19 protein-coding genes are annotated in these 20,820 nt (G+C 37.1%); 13 read left to right on the top strand and 6 right to left on the bottom strand.

Features of this window, described 5'->3' with window-relative positions:
- Positions 1-53: 53 nt before the first annotated feature.
- Together M030_RS0110335 and M030_RS0110330 are read right to left on the bottom strand one after the other, a co-directional pair.
- Positions 54-1,784 (bottom strand): cellulase family glycosylhydrolase, encoded by a 1,731-nt coding sequence (locus tag M030_RS0110335; RefSeq protein ID WP_027373438.1) that lies wholly within the window; start codon positions 1,782-1,784, stop codon positions 54-56.
- A gap of 355 nt (positions 1,785-2,139) precedes the next feature.
- A complete protein-coding gene (locus tag M030_RS0110330; RefSeq protein ID WP_027373437.1) occupies positions 2,140-3,102 on the bottom strand; it encodes a Gfo/Idh/MocA family protein in 963 nt (320 codons plus the stop codon).
- 124 nt (positions 3,103-3,226) lie between these two features.
- Here M030_RS0110330 and M030_RS0110325 point away from each other — a divergent pair, with 124 nt between their 5' ends.
- From M030_RS0110325 to M030_RS0110310, 4 genes are all read left to right on the top strand, one after another.
- Positions 3,227-3,877 carry a protein-L-isoaspartate(D-aspartate) O-methyltransferase gene (locus M030_RS0110325; protein ID WP_027373436.1) on the top strand — a complete coding sequence of 217 codons (651 nt, stop codon included), beginning with the start codon at positions 3,227-3,229 and terminating at the stop codon, positions 3,875-3,877.
- Between the two features lie 255 nt (positions 3,878-4,132).
- Positions 4,133-4,396: a hypothetical protein gene (locus tag M030_RS0110320; protein ID WP_027373435.1), complete on the top strand. Its 264-nt coding sequence runs from the start codon at positions 4,133-4,135 to the stop codon at positions 4,394-4,396.
- 71 nt (positions 4,397-4,467) lie between these two features.
- A complete protein-coding gene (locus M030_RS0110315) occupies positions 4,468-5,451 on the top strand; it encodes a 2-hydroxyacid dehydrogenase (protein ID WP_027373434.1) in 984 nt (327 codons plus the stop codon).
- 51 nt (positions 5,452-5,502) lie between these two features.
- Positions 5,503-5,796, top strand: coding sequence for a hypothetical protein (locus M030_RS0110310; protein WP_027373433.1), 294 nt, complete (start codon positions 5,503-5,505; stop codon positions 5,794-5,796).
- Positions 5,797-5,915: 119 nt separating this feature from the next.
- On the opposite strand, the gene M030_RS23985 is transcribed toward M030_RS0110310, so the two are convergent.
- Positions 5,916-6,353 carry an endonuclease domain-containing protein gene (locus M030_RS23985; RefSeq protein ID WP_051585009.1) on the bottom strand — a complete coding sequence of 146 codons (438 nt, stop codon included), beginning with the start codon at positions 6,351-6,353 and terminating at the stop codon, positions 5,916-5,918.
- Positions 6,354-6,573: 220 nt separating this feature from the next.
- Here M030_RS23985 and M030_RS0110300 point away from each other — a divergent pair, with 220 nt between their 5' ends.
- The 4 genes from M030_RS0110300 (at position 6,574) to M030_RS0110285 (ending at position 10,889) form a co-directional block, all read left to right on the top strand.
- Complete coding sequence (locus M030_RS0110300) at positions 6,574-8,559, top strand: urocanate hydratase (RefSeq protein WP_027373432.1); 1,986 nt, start codon at positions 6,574-6,576, stop codon at positions 8,557-8,559.
- 34 nt (positions 8,560-8,593) lie between these two features.
- A complete protein-coding gene (locus M030_RS0110295) occupies positions 8,594-9,115 on the top strand; it encodes a Crp/Fnr family transcriptional regulator (protein ID WP_123861396.1) in 522 nt (173 codons plus the stop codon).
- Between the two features lie 201 nt (positions 9,116-9,316).
- Positions 9,317-10,078 (top strand): MBL fold metallo-hydrolase, encoded by a 762-nt coding sequence (locus M030_RS0110290; RefSeq protein ID WP_027373430.1) that lies wholly within the window; start codon positions 9,317-9,319, stop codon positions 10,076-10,078.
- A gap of 43 nt (positions 10,079-10,121) precedes the next feature.
- Positions 10,122-10,889, top strand: coding sequence for a 2-dehydropantoate 2-reductase N-terminal domain-containing protein (locus M030_RS0110285; protein ID WP_027373429.1), 768 nt, complete (start codon positions 10,122-10,124; stop codon positions 10,887-10,889).
- A 73-nt stretch (positions 10,890-10,962) separates the two neighbouring features.
- Here M030_RS0110285 and tpx read toward each other — a convergent pair whose 3' ends face one another.
- Positions 10,963-11,538: a thiol peroxidase gene (tpx, locus tag M030_RS0110280; RefSeq protein ID WP_081735576.1), complete on the bottom strand. Its 576-nt coding sequence runs from the start codon at positions 11,536-11,538 to the stop codon at positions 10,963-10,965.
- Positions 11,539-11,704: 166 nt separating this feature from the next.
- Here tpx and M030_RS0110275 point away from each other — a divergent pair, with 166 nt between their 5' ends.
- From M030_RS0110275 to M030_RS0110260, 4 genes are all read left to right on the top strand, one after another.
- Positions 11,705-13,333: an NADP-dependent glyceraldehyde-3-phosphate dehydrogenase gene (locus M030_RS0110275; protein ID WP_027373427.1), complete on the top strand. Its 1,629-nt coding sequence runs from the start codon at positions 11,705-11,707 to the stop codon at positions 13,331-13,333.
- Between the two features lie 156 nt (positions 13,334-13,489).
- Positions 13,490-13,999, top strand: a complete 510-nt coding sequence (locus M030_RS0110270) for an RNA polymerase sigma factor (protein WP_027373426.1) — start codon at positions 13,490-13,492, stop codon at positions 13,997-13,999.
- A 6-nt stretch (positions 14,000-14,005) separates the two neighbouring features.
- Positions 14,006-14,824, top strand: coding sequence for a hypothetical protein (locus M030_RS0110265; RefSeq protein WP_228375210.1), 819 nt, complete (start codon positions 14,006-14,008; stop codon positions 14,822-14,824).
- Positions 14,825-14,934: 110 nt separating this feature from the next.
- Complete coding sequence (locus M030_RS0110260; RefSeq protein WP_081806322.1) at positions 14,935-16,932, top strand: M4 family metallopeptidase; 1,998 nt, start codon at positions 14,935-14,937, stop codon at positions 16,930-16,932.
- Positions 16,933-17,430: 498 nt separating this feature from the next.
- On the opposite strand, the gene M030_RS0110250 is transcribed toward M030_RS0110260, so the two are convergent.
- On the bottom strand, positions 17,431-18,966 hold the full coding sequence (locus M030_RS0110250) for a S41 family peptidase (protein ID WP_027373423.1): 1,536 nt from the start codon (positions 18,964-18,966) through the stop codon (positions 17,431-17,433).
- A gap of 175 nt (positions 18,967-19,141) precedes the next feature.
- On the opposite strand from M030_RS0110250, the gene M030_RS0110245 reads away from it, so the two are divergent.
- The gene (locus tag M030_RS0110245) at positions 19,142-20,239 is read left to right on the top strand and encodes an MBL fold metallo-hydrolase (RefSeq protein ID WP_051585007.1); all 1,098 of its coding nucleotides are present in this window, start codon (positions 19,142-19,144) and stop codon (positions 20,237-20,239) included.
- On the opposite strand, the gene M030_RS0110240 is transcribed toward M030_RS0110245, so the two are convergent.
- Positions 20,240-20,527 carry a GNAT family N-acetyltransferase gene (locus tag M030_RS0110240; protein ID WP_027373421.1) on the bottom strand — a complete coding sequence of 96 codons (288 nt, stop codon included), beginning with the start codon at positions 20,525-20,527 and terminating at the stop codon, positions 20,240-20,242.
- Between the last annotated feature and the right edge of the window lie 293 nt (positions 20,528-20,820).

Here is a 20,820-nt window from a genome sequence, read left to right as displayed (position 1 = left end):
AAAAAACTCCCTTTTAAAATGATAAAGGGAGCTGCAATTTAAGATATTTATTGCTATTTTATTTCAAAATAATTCAGATTGACGCCATCATCCTCAAAATGTACTCTGAGTTTATTCTCGCCTTTTTTAAGCCGAATATTTTGCACAACCGCAGTCGCCCAGTTTTCATTTTTTCCGGTAGCTTGCAGCGGAACCACAGCCAGTATCTTTCCGGCGGTATCTTCCAATCTTATTTTCGCTGGCTTTATACTGGAATATCTGATCTCCACCCTGTAATTTTTTTCGGCATTGGAACGGATGGTATATTGCATCCATTCACCGGCCTCTGTTTTCCCGACATAATACTGGTTCGTAATTTTGTCACTACACAAGTAAATATCAACGCCGTCATTTCTCATCTGCTGACCGGAGTTCCATTCTGATCTTTTGGCAGGATCACTTACCCAAAGATTGATGAAATCTTTGTCCAGATAAGCAGAACCCATTCTGCCCAAATCATATTCTGAAGCAAATATCCTTCCCGGAGCCGAATGATTTTTAAACGGTCTTGTTGCAGATTCATTCGTTTGCCTGAACATGGCGTCAATAACATCATTTTTGACTTCCGTGTTATTCAGTCTGTAATTTTCTGCGATTTGCATCAAAGCTTTTTTAGCAGAGTCTTTTGAAGGTTTTTCACCACCATTTTTCCAATATTCTAAAAGTTTTTCATATTCAGGTGTGGTTTTTACATTCGTAATTCCGGCAATATTATCAATTTTTTTCATAGGCCAGAATGCATATCCGATATTATGCTTGTCCAACAATTGGATCAGTTCAGTAAACCAGACATTAGAGTTTTCGCCGGTTTCACCGAGCCATATCGGCATATTGTGCTTTTCCCTTAAATCCAAAGCAAACTGTATCGTTTGATCATCATTGTAATTCCAGTATTTATGGAAACTGAAAGCCATGTTTTTGTCCCAGATCGGAATCAGGCCATTGTAATTATTACCCCAGCCGTTTCCTTCGATAAAAATAATATGCTTTTGGTCCACTTCACGAATGGCGATTGTGATGTCTTTCTGTAATTTCCAGAGCGGGGCATTAGACATTTCATCCGTACCGTTTGGATTCTTGCCTGTGAAATTGATATTGGGTTCATTGATGATATCATATCCGCCTATCCATGGTTCATTTTTATAGCGGTCTGCCAGTTTCTTCCACAAGGCTACCGTTTTCCTTTGATTTTCAGCGCTTTCCCAGAGTGAGGGCTTTGTTTTATCATTATCAGAAATATTGGCATCATTTCCCTGTCCTCCGGGTGCAGCATGGAGGTCGAGAATCAGATAGATTTTATTGTCCTTACACCATCTGAGAAGATCATCAGTCATCGTAAAACCTTCTTCCAGCCAGGTATCTTTACCTTTCACAGGTTCTTTTTCGATAGGAAGAGTATAAAGATTATAGTGCATCGGAAGCCTGATCGAGTTGAATCCGGCTTTAGCCAGAAAATCAATATCCTGTTTGGTAACTCCGTTTTTCAAATACGCCTTATAAAATTCCTGCATTCCGTCTTCACCAATGAGTTCTGCGATTTTTTCCTTAATCTTATATTGTGGCCCGGCAAAATCAGCGGTTTTCAGCATATAGCCTTCCTGCAGCATCCAGCCTCCTAAACCGAGACCTCTCAGCTGAACGTTTTCACCCTTGTCATTGATAATTCTTTGTCCATCAGTTTTTAATAATTGTGATGTCCCAAATTGAGACAATAATAAAGCGGAAAATAAGATCGTTTTTTTCATAATTGGAATGGTTTAATGAGTATGGATTGTTTAGAGGTTAATATGCCCGATGGACATCGCATGGTGGAAATCTGTATTGACTCCATTTATCCTAATCCATCTGATATGCAAAACAAAATTTTTCAATAGTTTATTGAATTGTTTTCCAAATATATTGTTTTTTTGTTTTATAAATAAATTTATGTCGATAAATCAATGTATTTTGTCATTATTTATGATTTTAAAAACATTTTCCGACATTGTACTGCTATGAATGAGTTTAAAAAAAAATTATCTTGTCCTCATTTCCGAGGACAAGATAGTATGGTGAAGGCTGTTACGGAATATGCGATAACAGTCTTGTATTTCTACTCTTTTAGCTGATTAGTTTTACGATTTCCAACGCTACTTTTAATGCTTCAGTCCCGTCTTCAAGAGAAACTTCTACATTTTTATCAGCCGTAATGGCGTCAGCAAAGGAATTGAGCTCATCTAAAATGGCATTGTTAGGTTGAATATTCGGATATTCAAATAAAATCTGATTTTTCTCTCCATCCGCATTTTCAATAATCATGTCAAATGGAGTAGGAGTTTCAGGAGCGTCTTTCATTCTGATGACTTCCGCTTTTTTCTCAAGGAAATCAACAGAAATATAAGCGTCTTTCTGGAAGAATCTGCTTTTTCTCATCGCTTTCATAGAGATTCTGGAAGTCGTAAGATTGGCTACACATCCGTTTTCGAACTCTATTCTGGCATTGGCAATATCCGGTGTTTTACTTACTACACAAACTCCGCTGGCATGAATATTTTTAACCTTTGACTTAGCCATGCTCAACAAAATGTCAAGATCATGAATCATCAGATCCAGTACCACAGAAACATCAGTTCCACGCGGATTGAACTCAGCAAGCCTGTGAATCTCTATGAACATCGGGTTTTTAATATAATCTTTGGTGGCGATAAAAGCCGGATTGTACCTTTCCACATGACCCACCTGCGCTTTGATCCCGTTTTCCTGGCAAAGACGTAAGATTTCTTCCGCCTGCTCAAGGGTTTGGGTAACCGGCTTTTCAATGAAAAAATGCAGCTTTTTCTCGATGGCTTTTAAAGCATAATCGTAGTGATAGATTGTAGGAGTAACAATATCCAGCATATCAATCTGATCCAGCAATTCATCAAAATTTTCAAAATATTTATATCCGAATTCGGCTTCTAATTTCTTTCCGTTTTCAACATCTTTATCATGGAAACCTACCAACTCGTATCTATCTGACTGATTAAGAAGTTTTAAGTGTATTTTTCCCAAGTGTCCGGCACCTACCAAACCTGCTTTTAACATAGCTGTATTAAATTTTTGTAAAGATAAGAAAGAAGTTAGATTCCAAAGGTCAGAAATTGTTTTTTGTGGATAATTCTTTTCTCCAATCCATGAAATCTAAAATCTAATTTCTTACTTTTGCCAGATGCATGATTCGTTTGTACATAAAGGAAAAAGAAAGATTTTAGTTGAATATCTTCGACACAGAATTGGAATTTCGGATGAAAATGTACTTCGGGCAATGAGTGAAGTTCCGAGACACCTTTTTATCGAAAGTATTTTTGAAGATTTTGCTTACGAGGATCGGGCATTCCCGATTCTGGCACACCAGACCATCTCACACCCTTCCACGGTGGCAGAGCAGTCCGAGTTGTTGCAGGTAAAAGCCGGGGAAAAAGTACTGGAAATAGGAACGGGTTGCGGATACCAGACAGCTGTGTTGCTTACGATGAAAGCTCATGTTTATACGGTGGAAAGACAGAAAGATTTATTTGATTTTTCGAAGAAAAAACTGCGTGAACTCCATTTATTTCCAAAATTTCAAAGTTTTGGTGACGGTTTTGCGGGACTGCCGACGTTCGCTCCTTTTGATAAAATCATCGTCACCTGTGGGGCTTCCACATTACCTACAGAGCTATTGAAACAATTGAATATAGGAGGGAAAATGGTAATTCCGCTGGGTCCTACCGACGAACAGGTATTATTCAGATTTACCAAAATAGGACCTACCGAATTTGAAAAAGAAGAATTCGGAGCTTATAAATTCGTTCCTATGCTGGGAAATACAAACCAGTAGGATAATTCAGTGTTATTTTATCATTAATTTCCTTAAAATAAAACAATTTAATTCACTTAACAACGTTTAAGATGATACCGTATGTAAGCCCATAAGGAAGAATTACTTAGCCGGATAGATAATATTTTATAAATCGTGGTGACATTGAGTGTCAGCAGAATTAATAAATTTTATCTTTTTTAATAAATTTTTAGACCCGTTTCGGAATGAAAATTGAACTCAATTATGAACTCAACCACTTAAAATCTTATTATTATGGATACGAATAGATTCAAATCGTCACACGATTTTAGTAATGTTCAAAAAAATTTGCATAATAACCCCGGATATAGTGTAGAAAGCTATTCTCAACAGGTAAAAGATTATCTCAGCGAGATGAAGGGGAAGAATCAGGAAGCGACAAAACAAGGGTTTATGAGCCATGCCCAAAAATCAGCAAAAGAAGTATGGGAAGAAATTCAGGAGATGGCCTCAGATGCCTGGGATAAACATAAAAAACATTCAGGTGAAGAAAAATAATTTTTAATATTAAAGTTAGGACCTTACTTTTCACAGAGTAAGGTTTTTTATTTAAACCAATCAATGATACTATGAAAGTTTTTGTCAATAAAATGATTCCTGAAATCGGGATGAATCTGTTGAAACAAGCAGGACTGGAAGTGATACTTCCTGAAAATGAAAATCTAACACAGGAGGAATGGCTGCAGTATTGCCAGTCTGCGGATGTGATATTAAGTATTGGAAATGATTTTAAATACGATAAAAAATTTTTTGATACCTGCCCGAATATCAAAGCGATTGCTCTGTATTCTGTAGGTTTTGACCATGTTGATATTAATGAGGCTGTAAAGAGAAATATCCCCGTTGGGAATACTCCTGATGTGCTGAGCAGAGCGACTTCAGATGTCGCCTTTTTACTCATGCAGGCTGTAGCGAGGAAGGCAAGCTATAATTTCCAGAAAGTAAAAAATGGCAATTGGGGAAGTTTTGATCCGTTACATGCCCTGGGGCAGGAATTGTATGGAAAAACATTGGGCATCTTCGGATTGGGAAGAATAGGCTTTGAAATGGCTAAAAAATCAAAGCATGCTTTTGACATGAACATTATCTATCACAACCGAAACCGAAATGAAGAAGCAGAAAAAGAACTGGGAGCAATATACGTGTCCTTTGAAGAATTAATTACAAGTTCTGACGTGTTGAGCATTCATGCTAGTTTTACGCCTGAACATAAAGAACTTTTCAACGAAGAAGTCTTTAAAAAAATGAAATCCAATGCTATTTTTGTGAACACTGCCCGGGGTGGATTTCAAAACCAAAAAGATTTGTATCAGGCATTAACTGATGGCACGATCTGGGGGGCAGGCCTGGATGTAACCAATCCGGAACCTATGTCTTCTGACGATCCTATGCTGGAACTTTCAAATGTTTGTGTGTTACCTCATATAGGATCTGCCACCATGGAAGCGAGAAACGGAATGGCAAGACTTACCGCAGAAAATCTGATAGCATTTTCCAGGGGTGAGAAGATGCCGTATTGTGCCAATCCGGAAGTTTATTCCCACCATTCATAGTAAGTTGGAATTATTTTTGTTCTCTCTTTACAAACCTAAAATCTCAACATTATGGCACCAGAGAAAAATATTAATGAGCAAAACAGGAAATTAGAACAAATGGATTATAGTCCTAATGAAGATATATTTAAAAGAGAAAAACATATTCCGCTAGACGGAGACGGAAATCCGATTGTAGACGAAGACCCCGATGAAGATAAAATAGATAAGGGGCTCGATATCCCGGGAGCAGAAGAGGATGATAAAATGGAAGAAATAGGGGAGGAAGATGAAGAAAACAATTATTGGAGCTTAAGTGACAATGATGATGATCATGAGGAAGAAAATGATGATGTTTTAACCTAAGATTTGAACGTATAGAATAATACAGGCCTTGCTGAATCTCAGTAAGGTCTCTTTATTTTAAATGATAACCTGATTGGGTAACGGGAAATTCCCCTCCCTTGGAGGGGTGGATTCAAAAATTATTCAATTTTTGAAGACGGGGTGGTTCCATAGTGCAGAATAATAAATGCCTCCAGCTCTTTCATTACTCTATTCATATTATTTCGCACCTCATAATCATCAATGCTGAATACTAATAACCCTAAAGATTCAAGGTATTTTTGTCTTACAACATCATAGTCTTGTTTTTCATCATGGTTTGAATCATCAATTTCAATGACTAATCCTAATGTCTTCACATAAAAGTCAACAATATAATTTCCGATAATTCTTTGTCTGTCAAAATCAATTTTATAGAATATCCCTGCTCTGACTTCTTTCCAGAATAATACTTCGCCTAGAATCCGGGCTTTACGTTTTCCTTTTAGCAATGATTTTAAATGGGGACTGTAGGGTAAGTTTTCTACAAAGTTTCGGACAATGGGGATTCCATTAATAGTAGTGAGGATTTCTTTCATGATTGTGTGTTTAACCACCCCGTCTTCGTCTTTCGACGAATCCACCCCTCCAGAGGAGGGGAACTGAGTGCTTTTTCTCAAATATAGTACTAAATAGTAAATTCAGGATGATAATTTAAAATAAACAAATTCGCTTTTCACCTCTACTTGCCTATATTTTATAATTTGAATATCTTTAAAACATAAAAAATTGTTTAAACATAGAACTTTAAATAGCAATATGACATTTCAAGAACAAATCCAACAGGGAATTCCTACTCAGCTGCCACAGCCAAAACCATATGAAACAAATATCAACCATGCTCCAAAACGTAAGGAGATTTTAGGAGAAGAAGAGAAAAAGCTCGCATTAAAAAATGCTTTACGTTATTTCGATCCTCGGTTTCATGCAGAGCTGATTCCTGAATTTAAGCAGGAACTCGAAGACTACGGAAGAATTTATATGTATCGTTTTCGTCCGGATTATGAGATGAAAGCAAGGTCTATCAGTGATTATCCGGGAAAATCCGAGCAGGCGAAAGCGATTATGCTGATGATCCAGAATAACCTGGATTATGCCGTTGCACAGCATCCTCATGAGTTGATTACCTATGGTGGAAACGGAGCCGTTTTCTCGAACTGGGCGCAATACCTGCTGACGATGAAATATTTATCGGAAATGAGTGATGAGCAGACTTTGGTAATGTATTCCGGGCATCCGATGGGGTTATTTCCTTCACACAAAGAGGCACCAAGGGTTGTTGTAACCAATGGAATGATGATCCCGAATTATTCTAAACCGGATGACTGGGAAAAATTCAACGCTCTTGGGGTGACCCAGTACGGGCAGATGACAGCAGGAAGTTATATGTATATCGGCCCGCAGGGTATTGTTCACGGGACTACCATTACGGTGTTGAATGCTTTCAGAAAGATCAACAAAGAACCGAAAGGAGGTCTTTTTGTAACATCCGGATTGGGAGGAATGAGTGGAGCACAGCCCAAAGCTGGAAATATCGCCGGTTGTGTTACCGTTTGTGCTGAAGTGAATCCAAAGATTACCAAAATCCGCCACGACCAGAAATGGGTCAATGAAATCCATGAAAATCTTGATGAATTGGTGAAAAGGGTAAGAGAAGCACAGGAAAATAAAGAAACCGTTTCTCTGGCTTATCTTGGAAATATTGTGGAGGTTTGGGAGAAATTTGATCAGGAAAACCTGAGAATAGATATCGGATCCGATCAGACTTCACTTCACAATCCTTGGGCAGGTGGTTATTATCCTGCAGGACAGAGCTTTGAAGAATCTAATACAATGATGGCTGAAGATCCTGAATTATTCAAAGAAAAAGTTCAGGAAACTTTGAGGAGACATGCTGCAGCCATCAATAAACACACTCAAAAAGGAACGTATTTCTTTGATTACGGAAATGCTTTCTTGCTGGAGGCTTCCAGAGCGGGAGCAGATGTAATGGCTGATAATCCTACTTTAGGAAGAGAATTCAAATATCCTAGTTATGTTCAGGATATTATGGGACCTATGTGCTTCGATTACGGTTTTGGGCCGTTCCGATGGGTATGTACAAGCGGAAAACCTGAAGATCTGCAGAAAACAGATGATATTGCCTGTGCAGTACTTGAAGAGATGATCAAAACTGCTCCTGAAGAAATTCAGCAGCAGATGAAAGATAATATCCAGTGGATCAAAGGCGCCCAGGAAAATAAACTGGTGGTAGGGTCACAGGCAAGAATCCTATACGCTGATGCGGAAGGAAGAATGAAGATTGCCGAAGCTTTCAATAATGCAATCAAAAACGGAGAAATAGGACCTGTGGTTTTAGGAAGAGACCACCATGATGTTTCAGGAACGGATTCCCCTTACAGAGAAACATCCAACATTTATGACGGATCGAGATTTACCGCAGATATGGCGATTCACAACGTCATCGGCGACAGTTTCCGTGGGGCAACCTGGGTGTCCATCCATAATGGAGGAGGAGTAGGCTGGGGAGAAGTTATCAACGGCGGTTTCGGGATGTTGTTGGATGGCAGTGCTGATGCTGACCGAAGACTGAAATCGATGCTTTTCTGGGATGTCAATAACGGGATTTCCAGAAGAAGCTGGGCAAGAAACGAAGGCGCTATTTTCGCTATTAAAAGAGCGATGGAAGTGGAACCGAATCTGAAAGTGACGCTTCCCAACCTTGTAGATGAAAATTTACTGTAAAATATAATATTCATTGGCAACCATCAACAAAAAAATGTTTTCACACCTGAACGTGGAGGATAATGATCCTGTATGGGAGAAGTTTGCTAAGGTTGAATTTTCAAAAAAAATGATATTTCCGGACCATAAAGCCTATCTTGTCGAAGATGGGCTTGTCCGTAAATATTATATCAGTCATTCTTCAGATATTGAGATAGAAATATGTGCGGAGTTTTACTTTCCGGGTGATATTTTTACTGTTGGAGAAAAAGGTTCTGAGGCGATTTATGAATCGATAAGCAATGGTCTTGCCTGGGAAATTACGCTCGATGAGGTCAAAGAAATGTTTGCTGTTAATCCCGAATGCCGCTTTGTTCAGAACTATTATTTAAGCAGAAAATTGCATGCTGCCATGAAGCGCGAGATGCTTTTACTTAAAAACACCCCACAGGATTTGTATGAATATCTTTTGAATCATAAGCCACACTATATTCAGAATATTCCCCTGAAATATCTGGCTTCATATATTGGGGTAACCCCTATTTCTTTAAGCCGGATCAGAAAAAGGATTACTTGAGATAAGTAAGAAGCTTGATACAAAAAGTTTGAAGTTAGTATTTGTGTTATGTTTTTGTGAAGCTTTATCAATCAATCAAGTGAAGATACTGAGGTATGGTTATTTTATGATTATAATAACTTTCATCTTCTATCTTAATTAATTATCTTTTGTTTATTGTTTGACTTTCCCCAAGTGTTTTCCTTTGTTAAAAATAAAAATATGGAAATACAAAAGTTAAACTGGGCGGGAATAAAGCTCACTTCTCACGGTAAAATTGTTCTAATAGATGCCGTGGAAGACTTCTCATATTATAAACCCGTCCTGGGTGATGCGGTAGAAGATCTCATTGAATTTTCTGCAGAGATACAGGCAGATTATATCCTGTTTACCCATTTACATTTAGATCATTTTGATCGAGGAGTTGTCGAAAAATGTCTGAAAAAAGACGGGAAATTGATTGTATATTCCGGACTGGAGCCCTTTGTCAGAAAACATCTGGATCAGGTTGAAATGGTTGTTTTGGATTTGGATGAAACCTTTACCGAACATCAGATCACCTTTAAGCCGGTTTTTGCGATGGACGGTGTCGGCGAAATACAATCTTCCTGGATTGTAAAAGACGGAACAACTGCCATTTTTCATGGTGGTGATACCATTTGGCACAGCCAGTTCTGGAAGTTGGGAAAAGAAAACCCCACTATTGATTACGCATTTTTACCGGTTAACGGAGTGGTTGTCAACTTTGAAATTATAGGATTAGAATACAGTCCGGTTCCGGCTTCTCTTAATCTGAAAGAAGCTTTTGCTGCAGCTCATTTACTGCACGCGAAATATCTGGTTCCTATTCATTATGGACTGTTTGCCCACGAAAAATGCTACATTCCCCAGTTGTTTGATGATGGGGATTTGCAGGAAATTTCGGAAGAGATAGGGCAAGAGTATCTCCTTTTAAAGGATGGGGAAATTTTACCTCATTCATAGACGATTATACCCTGTTTTATCAAATAAATTGATAAATTTAAGGATGAAAAAAATTGGAATAATAGGCTGTGGCTGGTTGGGAAGTCATATCGCGGCTAGACTGAAAGGGCAATATGAGATTTTTGTAACCACTACATCTGAATCTAAAATAAAAGATCTCTCTGATAAAGGGTATCACGTCACACAAGTTAGTTTTGAGGATGATTTATCCGAACTAAATACAGCGTGGAAAATTGCACCACAATTGGATGCGGTGATCATTACTGTTCCTTTTGCAGGAATAAGAGGTGCTGAAATTCCATTGAACGAAAGAGCTCAGAATCTGCTTACATTTCTCGGCGATTATAAAGGACAGCTTTATTTAATGAGTTCTACCGGGGTATATCCCGGTGATGAAAAAGAATTTACAGAAGATGATAAACCTGTAGATAATGTTCCCAGTGAAAGCGTTATAAAAAATACATTTCCTCACGTCAATATTCTGCGGTTAGCTGGATTAATGGGCGATCAGAGACTTTTAAAAAATTATAATATTTCAAATCTGGAGATGCTGGTGAATCATATCCACTATGCTGATATTTGTACAGTCATTGAAAAAATGCTGGAAAATAAGTCCCATTCCAAAGTATATAATGTGGCAGCACCCGTTCACCCCAGTAAAGAAGAGATTATCAATGCCCAGAAAGGGCTGCCGTATTCAGGAGAACGTACTACTGAGGGCAGAATCATTTCGTCAGCGAGATTAATTTCAGATCTTAATTTTGAATTTCTATATCCGGATCCGAGGTATTTTCATATTGTGAAAGTTTAGGAAGATATAAGATACAAGAAAAAAAACCTGCGTTACAGCAGGTTTTTATTTTGAGACTATTTTAAAATAAAATTTACATTTTTACCGCTTTGATAGCTGCTTCATAGTTAGGTTCCTGTGAAATGTCTGGTACCTGTTCCTCATAGATGATGTTTCCTGATGGATCAATTACCACCACAGCTCTGCTCAGAAGACCTTTCATTGGAGAGTCAATCATTTCTACCCCGTAGTTCCATCCGAAATCAGAACGGAAGTCTGAGAGCATCACCACATTTTCTATACCTTCAGCGCCGCAAAATCTTTTTTGAGCGAAAGGTAAGTCCTTCGAAATACACAGAACCACCGTGTTGGGAAGATTGGCGGCATCTTCATTAAAATGATGAACCGATGCAGAGCAGACACCCGTGTCCACACTTGGAAAGATATTGAGAATAACATATCTCCCTTTGTACGATTCAAGAGTCTGATCATTCATATTGACGTCTGTCAGGGTAAACTTGGGAGCCGGTTTATTAAGTGCCGGTAATTTTGAATAGGTGCGTACAGTTTCTCCTCTCATTAAAACCGTGTTAGGACTTGCTTTGGTATTTTGGGCGAAACCGAATGCCGATACCCAAAACAGAGTACTGAAAATTATTTTTGAAAACATTGAAATTTATTTTTAACAAAATTATTCTTTTTTTCAGTTAGCTGAATTAAATTTCATTCAAATAGCTTTTAAATAGAGCAAATCTATTGAATCACTATTCTTAGAATCAATTTTTACATCTAACTTTATTCTTCAAAACAGATTCAAATTATTAAAAAATATACTTATGAGTTCAGCAGATAATTTTTCACTTCATGATATTTTTAAAAGCGAAAATGATATTCCCGAAGAATACAGGATTCCTGAAATCCATCAGAACGTGTATCTTCTCAATGGTGAGCTGGTAGAATGGAAGGGGGAAACACAAAATATTTATTCACCTGTCTGTATTCCCACAGCAAACGGATTGGAGAGAAAACTCCTGGGAAGCATTCCGAATATTGGCCCCAAAGAGGCGATGGACGTCCTGGAAGCTTGTGTAAAAGCCTATGATAATGGTCTTGGCGAGTGGCCTACCATGTCTGTTGAAGGCAGGATTAAATGTATGCAGAAATTTGTTTACCTGATGATCCAGCAGCGTGATCTGGTTATTAAGCTGCTGATGTGGGAAATAGGGAAAACATTGGCGGATTCTGCCAAAGAATTCGACCGTACCGTAGATTACATCAATCAGACGATAGATGCTTTAAAGGATTTAGATAGAGAATCATCGCGTTTTCAACAGGCAGAAGGTACGATAGCGCAGATCAGAAGAGCTCCTTTGGGAGTGGTGCTGAGCATGGGACCTTTTAATTATCCTTTGAATGAAATATTTACCACCTTGATTCCCGCTCTGATCATGGGAAATACGATTTTATTTAAACTTCCGAAACACGGGGTACTAGCACATTATCCTTTGTTAAATGCATTCAGGGAAGCTTTCCCGAAAGGAACTGTAAACACATTATACGGAAAAGGCTCAGAAATTATCACTCCTATCATGGAAAGCGGAAAGGTAAATGTATTGGCATTTATCGGCTCAAGTAAAGTTGCCAATGGATTAAAAAAGCTGCATCCGAAAGTCAACCGTTTAAGAGCAATTTTAAGTCTGGATGCTAAAAATGCAGCTATTGTAACCAAAAATGCGAATCTGGATGTTGCAGTGAGCGAATGTATTCTGGGAGCTCTTTCTTTTAACGGGCAACGCTGTACAGCGTTAAAGCTGATTTTTGTCCAGAAAGAAATTGCTGCAGAATTTACTGCCAAATTAAGTGAAGCAGTCTCTGCCCTGAAACCGGGCTTACCATGGGAAAAAGATGTGAAAATAACACCGCTTCCGGAGGCTAATAAACCTCCTTATTTAAAAGAATGTATAGAAGATGCTCTCACTAAAGGCGCAGCAGTGCTGAATAAAGATGGAGGGTATACTGAAGAATCATTTGTGTTCCCTGCCGTTGTCTATCCTGTCAACAGTGATATGAAGCTGTATCACGAAGAGCAATTTGGTCCGGTGATTCCTGTGGTTCCGTTTGAAGATATAGAAGAACCCATAGAATATCAGGTCAATGCTTCGCATGGGATGCAGGTAAGTATCTTTAGTGAAGATCCCCAAGAAGTTTCAAGACTGATTGATCCGTTCGTGAATCTTGTCAGCAGGGTCAATATCAACTGCCAGGCGCAACGTGGCCCCGATGTGTTTCCGTTTACCGGAAGAAAAGACAGTGCGGAAGGAACACTTTCTGTTTTTGATGCCCTTCGTTCATTTTCTATCAGGTCTTTGGTAGCTGCAAAGCTTACTGATTCAAATAAAAAATTATTAAATACCATCGTGAGAGAGCATGATTCCAACTTTTTAAGCACCGACTATATTTTCTAATCTGAATCTCAAGCTGAATTTAACATAAAATAAAAATCCTTAATAAACTTCTCTGTTTTTTAAGGATTTTTTAAATTGAAGGCTGGAATTTTAGTTTTTTGTAATTATGTGGTAGTGTTTTTATAAAACATTGCTGAAGGATTAGTGTATAAACCCATGTCTTCACTGGAAAAAGAATTTTTAGAGAAAATTGAAAAGCACAAAGGTGTTGTTTTCAAGATCTCTAAAATGTATATGGATAATAAGGACGACCAGAATGATCTCTATCAGGAGATTATTTACCAGGCCTGGAAATCATACGGTGGTTTTCAAAAGAGGAGTGATTTCTCAACATGGTTATACAGAACTGCACTGAATACTGCAATTGTTTTCTTAAGAAGTGAAAAAAAGCGTAGTTTTATACAAAATCAGAATATTGATGGGTTGAGTTCCCAACAAGAACCTTACAATGATACTGATGATGTAAATATGAAGCTTATGTATGAAGCCATCCACCAGCTAAGCCCTATTGATAAGGCGCTGATTTTCTTCTTTCTTGAAGATTTTCCGGGAAAGGAGATGGCCTGTCAGCTGGGAATCTCCGAAGTCAATGCCAGAGTAAAATTAAAAAGGGCAAAAGCCAGGCTTAAAGAGATTATCGTAAAACAGAGAACTGATTCAAACTAAACATACATGATGGAACTAGACGACTTTAAAGAACTTTGGAATAAAGATACAGGGCAGGATCCTCCTGAAATTTCTTTGGATACACAGCATCAGATACGCTCTCCGTTACAGATGCTGAAAATAAATATGGAAACCGAGTTTTGGCTGATGCTCGTTACGCTGCCAATGCTTTTAATCAGTTTTCCGTTCGCTTCTCGGGATTTTAATATTAAGATGATATCAACCTTTGTTACCATGCTGACATTGGCTTTCATTATCTATTTTTATTCCAGGTTTCTGAAGCTTTATAAGATGCTCAAACAAAATAGTATCAATACAAATTATGACCTGTTTAATCTTAAAACCCAGCTTTTAGTCTCAAAAGAAATTTATATTTCGTACTATATTTCCTATATCCCGCTCGCTCTTCTTTTGTGTCTTATCAAGATTAATTTTCATTTTGACAAGGAATATAACCTTGCTATTTTCGGAATCAGCTTCCTGATTACACTGTTTCTGGTCTATTTTGTCATAAAATACTGGATTTATTATATGTATGGAAGATATATTGATGATGTGGTAGAGTTGGTAGATGAACTTAACGGTATTGAAGTACACCAGCCATCGAAAAGGAAACAGACATGGTTTGAACGTTCACAGAAATTTTTTATGAATAAAATGGGTATCAAAGGACATATTATGAATACCATTATTTGGTTCGTTTCAATGTATATTTTTATCATTTTATTTTTGACACTCGTTTTATTGATTGTTATAATAGCCGGTGCCAAACTTCACTTTCTTGATATAGGATCCTTGCTAAAAGCCCTGAATAAACTGAACTAGAAACTTAATTTTAGGAGAGAAGAACCTGACAGATACCTGTCAGGTTTTTTTGCGAAAAAATGTAACATTTCTTATTTAATTCTACTAACTGTGAAAAAATACTAAATAATATGAGAAAAAAGACTACTATTACTAAGGTTTTAATCTTGTCATTGGCAATTTCGATTGTATCAATGTCGCTGGGTAATGCTCAAAACAGAGATCATACAGACATTTCAGTGAAAAGCCTTCCTAGAATTTCAATTTCACCAGGAATGGGAATTTTTAATGCAGATTTTAACGGGCAGAATATTTCATTAAAATTCCTGCAGGAACATTTGAGTGACTGGTTGGGAACAAATGACGATCATTCTTATAAACTTGTTAAAGAAAATAAAGATGATGTGGGAATCAGACATCTTGTGTATGAACATTACTATAAAAAAATAAAAGTAATGGATGACATGATTTTGATTCATGAGAAAGATGGAAAAATTACCCATGTAAATGGTGAAATTATTACTGATATCCCTTCTTCAAGTGGTCAAAAGAAACTTAATTCGCAAAAAATCAAATCGATTATCATTGCTGATCTTAATCCACAGGGAAAAATAAAGATTTCTGATGCTGAAGTAGTTATTACTAAGGTAAATAAAGCTAGAAAGACAGCTGTATTTTATACTTCTAAAATAGATGCGCTTTCTTTTAAACCCTTAAAGGCGTATACCTATTATATAGATAATGCTACCGGAGCAGTTGTTAAGAAAAATTCAAGGGTTCACGATACAGATACCCCTTCTACAAGTGCAACATATTACAAGGGAAACCAGTCTGTTACTGTTGACTCTTATAACGGGCAATTCCGGTTGAAGGATAATGTCCGAAATATCCATACCATGAATGGAACTAATCTGGATATAGATACAATAAGTGGAGGGATCATTAATGTGGGCGAGTATATGAATCCTGTGGCTGATTATACGGCAGACGATACAAAACCACCGGTAGAAGTACATTGGGGAATGAAGAATGCCTATGATTACTATATGACAAAGCATAACAGAAACAGTTATGATGGAAATGGGGCAAAAATAGACAACTATTATAACTTTGATTTTGGAGGTCTTCAAGGAGGAGCAAATGCGGCTGCTTTAGATACTCCTTTATACGGAGGAATAGTATGTATGTTGTATGGTAATGGAAAAATTTTGGGAGGTATGCTAACGTTAATGAATCCTGTTGTGGGCTTAGACGTTGCCGGGCATGAATATTCCCACCTGATTATCGGAAGAAACGGACTGGGAGGGTTAAATTATGAAGCAGAATCAGGGGCTATTAATGAATCTATTGCAGATATGCTGGGAACGGCCATCGAGTTTTATTCCGGTGCTAGTCCGAATTGGACAATAGGTGAGGGAATTCCTACAGCAAACATTCTTACTCCCAACCCAAGTCCTTATATGAGAAACATGTCTGATCCGAATAATGTAAACCCAGGTCCTCAGCCCGATACTTATCTGGGAGTAAATTGGGTGAATACAGCTGATACAAGTGATTCAAACGATTATGGTGGAGTTCATACAAACAGTGGAGTTGGAAATTATTGGTTTTACCTGCTGTCACAAGGCGGTTCAGGAACTAATGATATTGGAAATGCCTATAATGTATCCGGAATTACAATTGAAAAAGCAGAGAAAATTATCTATAGAGCTCTAATGAATTATATGACCCCTAATACAACATATCTGGATGCCTATAACGCAACAAAGCAGGCTGTGGCAGATCTGTATGGTGCCGAAAGTAATGAGCAGCAGCAGAATGTTAGTGCGTGGTATGCCGTAGGGATAGGGACTGGTGTATTATCAACTACGGAATCCACACGCAAAGAGAACGATCAGTTGACAATATATCCAAACCCGGTTAAAGATGGTGTATTTACCATTGAAAATAACAATAATAATGCTTTTGTTGAAATATTCGATGCTGCAGGAAGATTGATTAAACCTGCGCAGAAATTAGATAACGGAGCGAATACGATTTACATTAAAAATACTCAAAAAGGCATCTACATTCTAAAAATTACTTCCAATAGAACGGTTATTTCTACCAAGAAAATAATTGTTGAATAGGATTTTCAATACATCGATTCCGAATACAATGTTATTTTGAGAACTTAGTAAAAAAACACAATAAAGAGCCTGGCAGTATTTCTATGATCTTTTTCCTGACGCCGGTTCTTTTGGTGATTATCATTATTGGAGTCAAGTTGGACTTTATTAATAGGTTACCTTACATCAGGCCCTGGAAACATTAAATTAAATATATCGTAATAATAATATCTGAAAAATAAAAAACCGAAAGAGAGTATTCTTTCGGTTTTTTCTATAAATAGATGTAACATTTTTATTTTTTTTCTACTAACTGAGAATAATATGAATTTAGTTTTTAATTAATAGGTAAAAACAACATATGAAATTATTTCAGACAACTATCCTGAGAAAATAGTTATTACACACCACTTAAAAAAACACAATGAAGAGCCTGGCAGTATTTTTTCTGCCGGGTTTTTTGCTTTCTTAGCAGGAATTGGGTGTGGTAGTTTGTTCTCTGAAAATACTTTAATTGATTCAATTTTTATTTTCTTTTTCTTTTGCAATTTCATTCCTGATCCAATCCAGTTGCGGATCTTTTTTATCGATAATATCCTGCATACTTTCTTTAATGACAACATCAGGTACAACTCCTTTTTTTGAATCCGAGAAATTGATATTAGGTTGCACAAGAACCAATCCGATAGGGAATTTTATTTCAGAATTGGGAAGCTTCTGATAGGAGTAGAACCCTGCTACTGTTCCGTCATTGGCACCTCCGGTTTCTTCCCCTACCAGAATAGCTCTTTTATCATTTTTAAGTTTTGCTGTAATAATAGACGATGCAGAAAAACTTCCACCATTGATGAGTACAAAGACTTTACCCTGAAATGCTTCTTTATTGGGTTTGGTAGGTTTATCTGCCTTCATCTTATAGAAAACCTTGCCATCTTTTTTATAAGTACTGAAAGCTTGCGCAAAGAAGTAACTCGGGTAGGCGATACTTTTAAAAGCAAACTCCAATGGACTGCTTTTCCTGAAATAATTGGTTCGCAAAGGAATATCTCTGGAAGTAATCTGAGATGGCTTTATTAAAGTGAAAGGCTTATTGGCCAGATAGGAATAAAGATTATTGATTTCGTAGAGAGAACCTCCATAGTTGTTTCGCACATCTATGATCAGATAATCTGATTTCGCATCCTTAATCTTTGAAAATGTTTTTTTATAAAACTCGTCCGAATACTCGCGCGAAAAACTTTTTACTTTGATGTAAGCGATGGTACTGTCTTTATCAAGAAACTTAAAACTACGGTTATAAGAATTGCTGGAGGCTACATAATCATTCATCTTCTTCTCCGGAGTCCTTTTCTTCATTTCCATATCCTTTTCAAGATCAGTATCGGATTTTATTTCTCTTCGTAAAGTGATGGTTTTCTTTTCACCTTTGTATAGAGTTTCCAGAATTGCTTTATCAGACAATCCGTGTTCTGCTGTATAATAATTAAAGAAAAGGTCTTTTAAAAAATAAGGCTGGAAAGTTGTATTGTATCCATCGCTGCTGATGAGGTTTCTGTATTTTTTAATATAATCTGAAACAGGAACATTGTTAATGGATAAAATCTCAGTTCCGGGCTGAATATTTTCAATAGAATCACGGTTTTGAATAATGTACATCCTGTCATCTGCGACATAATATTCAAAGCGGCTGAAAAGGCCTGTTTTATGTTCTAATGTTTTAATTTCTTTTTTAGTAAACCTTTTTCTGGGAATTCTCAAAGAAAGATGTCCTTCACGGATACCTGCAATCACAGGTTGTAGCTTAAAATAAAACTCAAGAGGAGTAAGAGGTTGATTGATGGTCTGCTTAATGCTGTCAAATTTACGGTCCAATTCCTTCTTGGGAATATACCAATACAGTTGAGGATGCATTTGCCTCAATTTTGAATAAGCATAGTCTATATCTTCTTTAAGTTGCTCCGGAGGAATGCAGGAAGCCCGCTGTTCATTATGTTTTTTGATAGATGCACATGACGAAAGCATTACAAGAAGGAATATTACCGAACAATTTTTCAATGTACTTTGAGTTTTTTTAAGCTGCTAAAATAATGAGTTTAAAGTTAATCACCACTTAAATGAGTGATAAATTTTCTGAAAAACGTAATAAATTTAGTTAAAAACTTGAAGATAAATTCTTGTTATTTTTATTTAAAAGCAAAAGTCAATACATTTGATGTTTATTTATGATAAGATGGTTTATTGGATTATAACAACGATTGTTGTTCTTGCTGCTACTTTTTGTATAGTGATCAACATGAGGGTTTTTGGAGCGGTTCCGAAGGGGCAAAGATTAAAACGGATCAGACAGTCGAAGCTTTACAGAGACAAAAAATTTCAGAATATCAGCCATACCCCTTCTATTGCCGAAGGATATAAAATGTCAAAAGTTACCTATGATTTCTTTTTCGGTAAAAAACATCCCTTGTTAAAACCCCTGAAAAACATTCCTTCAATACAAACCGATATAAAAAATATAGATAAGAATGATGATGTGTTTATCTGGCTGGGGCATTCATCATACTATTTGCAGACCGATGGTGTTTCATTCCTTATTGATCCTGTTCTCAGTTCTTACGGTTCTCCATTTAAATTTTTTAATAAAGCATTTAAAGGTTCGGATATTTTTAAACCTGAAGATATTCCGGCTTTGGATTACCTGGTGATCACTCATGACCATTTTGACCATCTGGATTACCCAACTGTACATTCTGTTAGAGACCGCACCGCAAATGCAATTGTTCCGCTGGGAGTAGGAGCACACCTTGAAAGATGGGGATATAAAGAATCTCAGCTTATTGAGGAAGAGTGGGGTGTTTCCGCTGAATTAAAGAATCAGATAAAAATTACATTTACTCCTGCAAGACATTTTTCAGGCAGAAGATTAAAACAAAATGATACCCTGTGGACATCCTATGTACTGGAAACTCCGACAAAAAAAATATTCCTGGGTGGTGACAGCGGATATGATTCACACTTTAAAATGATCGGCGAACAGTATGGTCCCTTTGACTATGCAATTCTTGAGAACGGACAGTACGGAGAGGCCTGGAGATACATTCATACACTACCTGAAGATGTTGTCCAGGCAAGTATAGATCTTAATGCAAAAACAATCCTGCCGGTTCACTCGTCAAAATTTGCACTGGCACTGCACCCATGGAATGAGCCGCTACAAAAAATTACCGGTTTAGGAAAAGAAAAAGGTCTGCATATCCTTACTCCGATGATCGGAGAGGTTGTTTATCTTAATCAATCTGATCAGCAGTTTAAAGTCTGGTGGGAAGAATGATCAGGCATGCCAGATGTCTTTGTACCGTCTGGGATGATTTTCAAACTGTTGTCTCACAAAATCACATTCCGGATCTACAAGCAAATCTTTTTCTTCCGCATAACGCACCAGCTCATCCAACAATAATTTGGCATACCCTTTTCCTTCATGTTCCTCATCAAGCTTTGTATAGTACACAATCAGCAGCCTTCCGTCAACCTCTATGGACATGTAACCTGCTTTTTCCCCATCAATAAGTAACTGCAATTCGTCCTGATATGGAGATACTTTAAATTTTATATTTTCCATAATTATTGAGATTTGGTTGATTAAAAATTAGTTTTCAAAGTTTTGATGAAAACATTCTTCCTTTTAAAATTACAAATTTTAATCATATGAAATAATACTTTTTAGCAATCTTAACGAATTTTATAAGAATAAAGGCTAAAGGGTTGAAATCATTTAATCATCGTTTCCTGCTGTCAGCTTTATCTTGCTGCTTCAATCTCAAAGGCTGTTTAGTAAAATAAAGGAAGCATAATACCCGCTTTAGAAATGATTAAAATCTATTAATTGTACAAAAAGATAGAAAATATTTTAAA

This window comes from Chryseobacterium sp. UNC8MFCol, from assembly GCF_000482305.1.
GTDB lineage: Bacteria > Bacteroidota > Bacteroidia > Flavobacteriales > Weeksellaceae > Chryseobacterium > Chryseobacterium indologenes.
The sequence above is the reverse complement of the archived record's forward strand: the minus strand, read 5'-3'. Positions and strand labels throughout refer to the sequence as shown.

Coding starts and splice junctions, on each gene's coding strand:
- M030_RS0110335 (WP_027373438.1), bottom strand. CDS start 1,784: ATGAAAAAAACGATCTTATTTTCCGCTTTATTATTGTCTCAATTTGGG.
- M030_RS0110330 (WP_027373437.1), bottom strand. CDS start 3,102: ATGTTAAAAGCAGGTTTGGTAGGTGCCGGACACTTGGGAAAAATACAC.
- M030_RS0110325 (WP_027373436.1), top strand. CDS start 3,227: ATGCATGATTCGTTTGTACATAAAGGAAAAAGAAAGATTTTAGTTGAA.
- M030_RS0110320 (WP_027373435.1), top strand. CDS start 4,133: ATGGATACGAATAGATTCAAATCGTCACACGATTTTAGTAATGTTCAA.
- M030_RS0110315 (WP_027373434.1), top strand. CDS start 4,468: ATGAAAGTTTTTGTCAATAAAATGATTCCTGAAATCGGGATGAATCTG.
- M030_RS0110310 (WP_027373433.1), top strand. CDS start 5,503: ATGGCACCAGAGAAAAATATTAATGAGCAAAACAGGAAATTAGAACAA.
- M030_RS23985 (WP_051585009.1), bottom strand. CDS start 6,353: ATGAAAGAAATCCTCACTACTATTAATGGAATCCCCATTGTCCGAAAC.
- M030_RS0110300 (WP_027373432.1), top strand. CDS start 6,574: ATGACATTTCAAGAACAAATCCAACAGGGAATTCCTACTCAGCTGCCA.
- M030_RS0110295 (WP_123861396.1), top strand. CDS start 8,594: ATGTTTTCACACCTGAACGTGGAGGATAATGATCCTGTATGGGAGAAG.
- M030_RS0110290 (WP_027373430.1), top strand. CDS start 9,317: ATGGAAATACAAAAGTTAAACTGGGCGGGAATAAAGCTCACTTCTCAC.
- M030_RS0110285 (WP_027373429.1), top strand. CDS start 10,122: ATGAAAAAAATTGGAATAATAGGCTGTGGCTGGTTGGGAAGTCATATC.
- tpx (WP_081735576.1), bottom strand. CDS start 11,538: ATGTTTTCAAAAATAATTTTCAGTACTCTGTTTTGGGTATCGGCATTC.
- M030_RS0110275 (WP_027373427.1), top strand. CDS start 11,705: ATGAGTTCAGCAGATAATTTTTCACTTCATGATATTTTTAAAAGCGAA.
- M030_RS0110270 (WP_027373426.1), top strand. CDS start 13,490: ATGTCTTCACTGGAAAAAGAATTTTTAGAGAAAATTGAAAAGCACAAA.
- M030_RS0110265 (WP_228375210.1), top strand. CDS start 14,006: ATGATGGAACTAGACGACTTTAAAGAACTTTGGAATAAAGATACAGGG.
- M030_RS0110260 (WP_081806322.1), top strand. CDS start 14,935: ATGAGAAAAAAGACTACTATTACTAAGGTTTTAATCTTGTCATTGGCA.
- M030_RS0110245 (WP_051585007.1), top strand. CDS start 19,142: ATGGTTTATTGGATTATAACAACGATTGTTGTTCTTGCTGCTACTTTT.
- M030_RS0110240 (WP_027373421.1), bottom strand. CDS start 20,527: ATGGAAAATATAAAATTTAAAGTATCTCCATATCAGGACGAATTGCAG.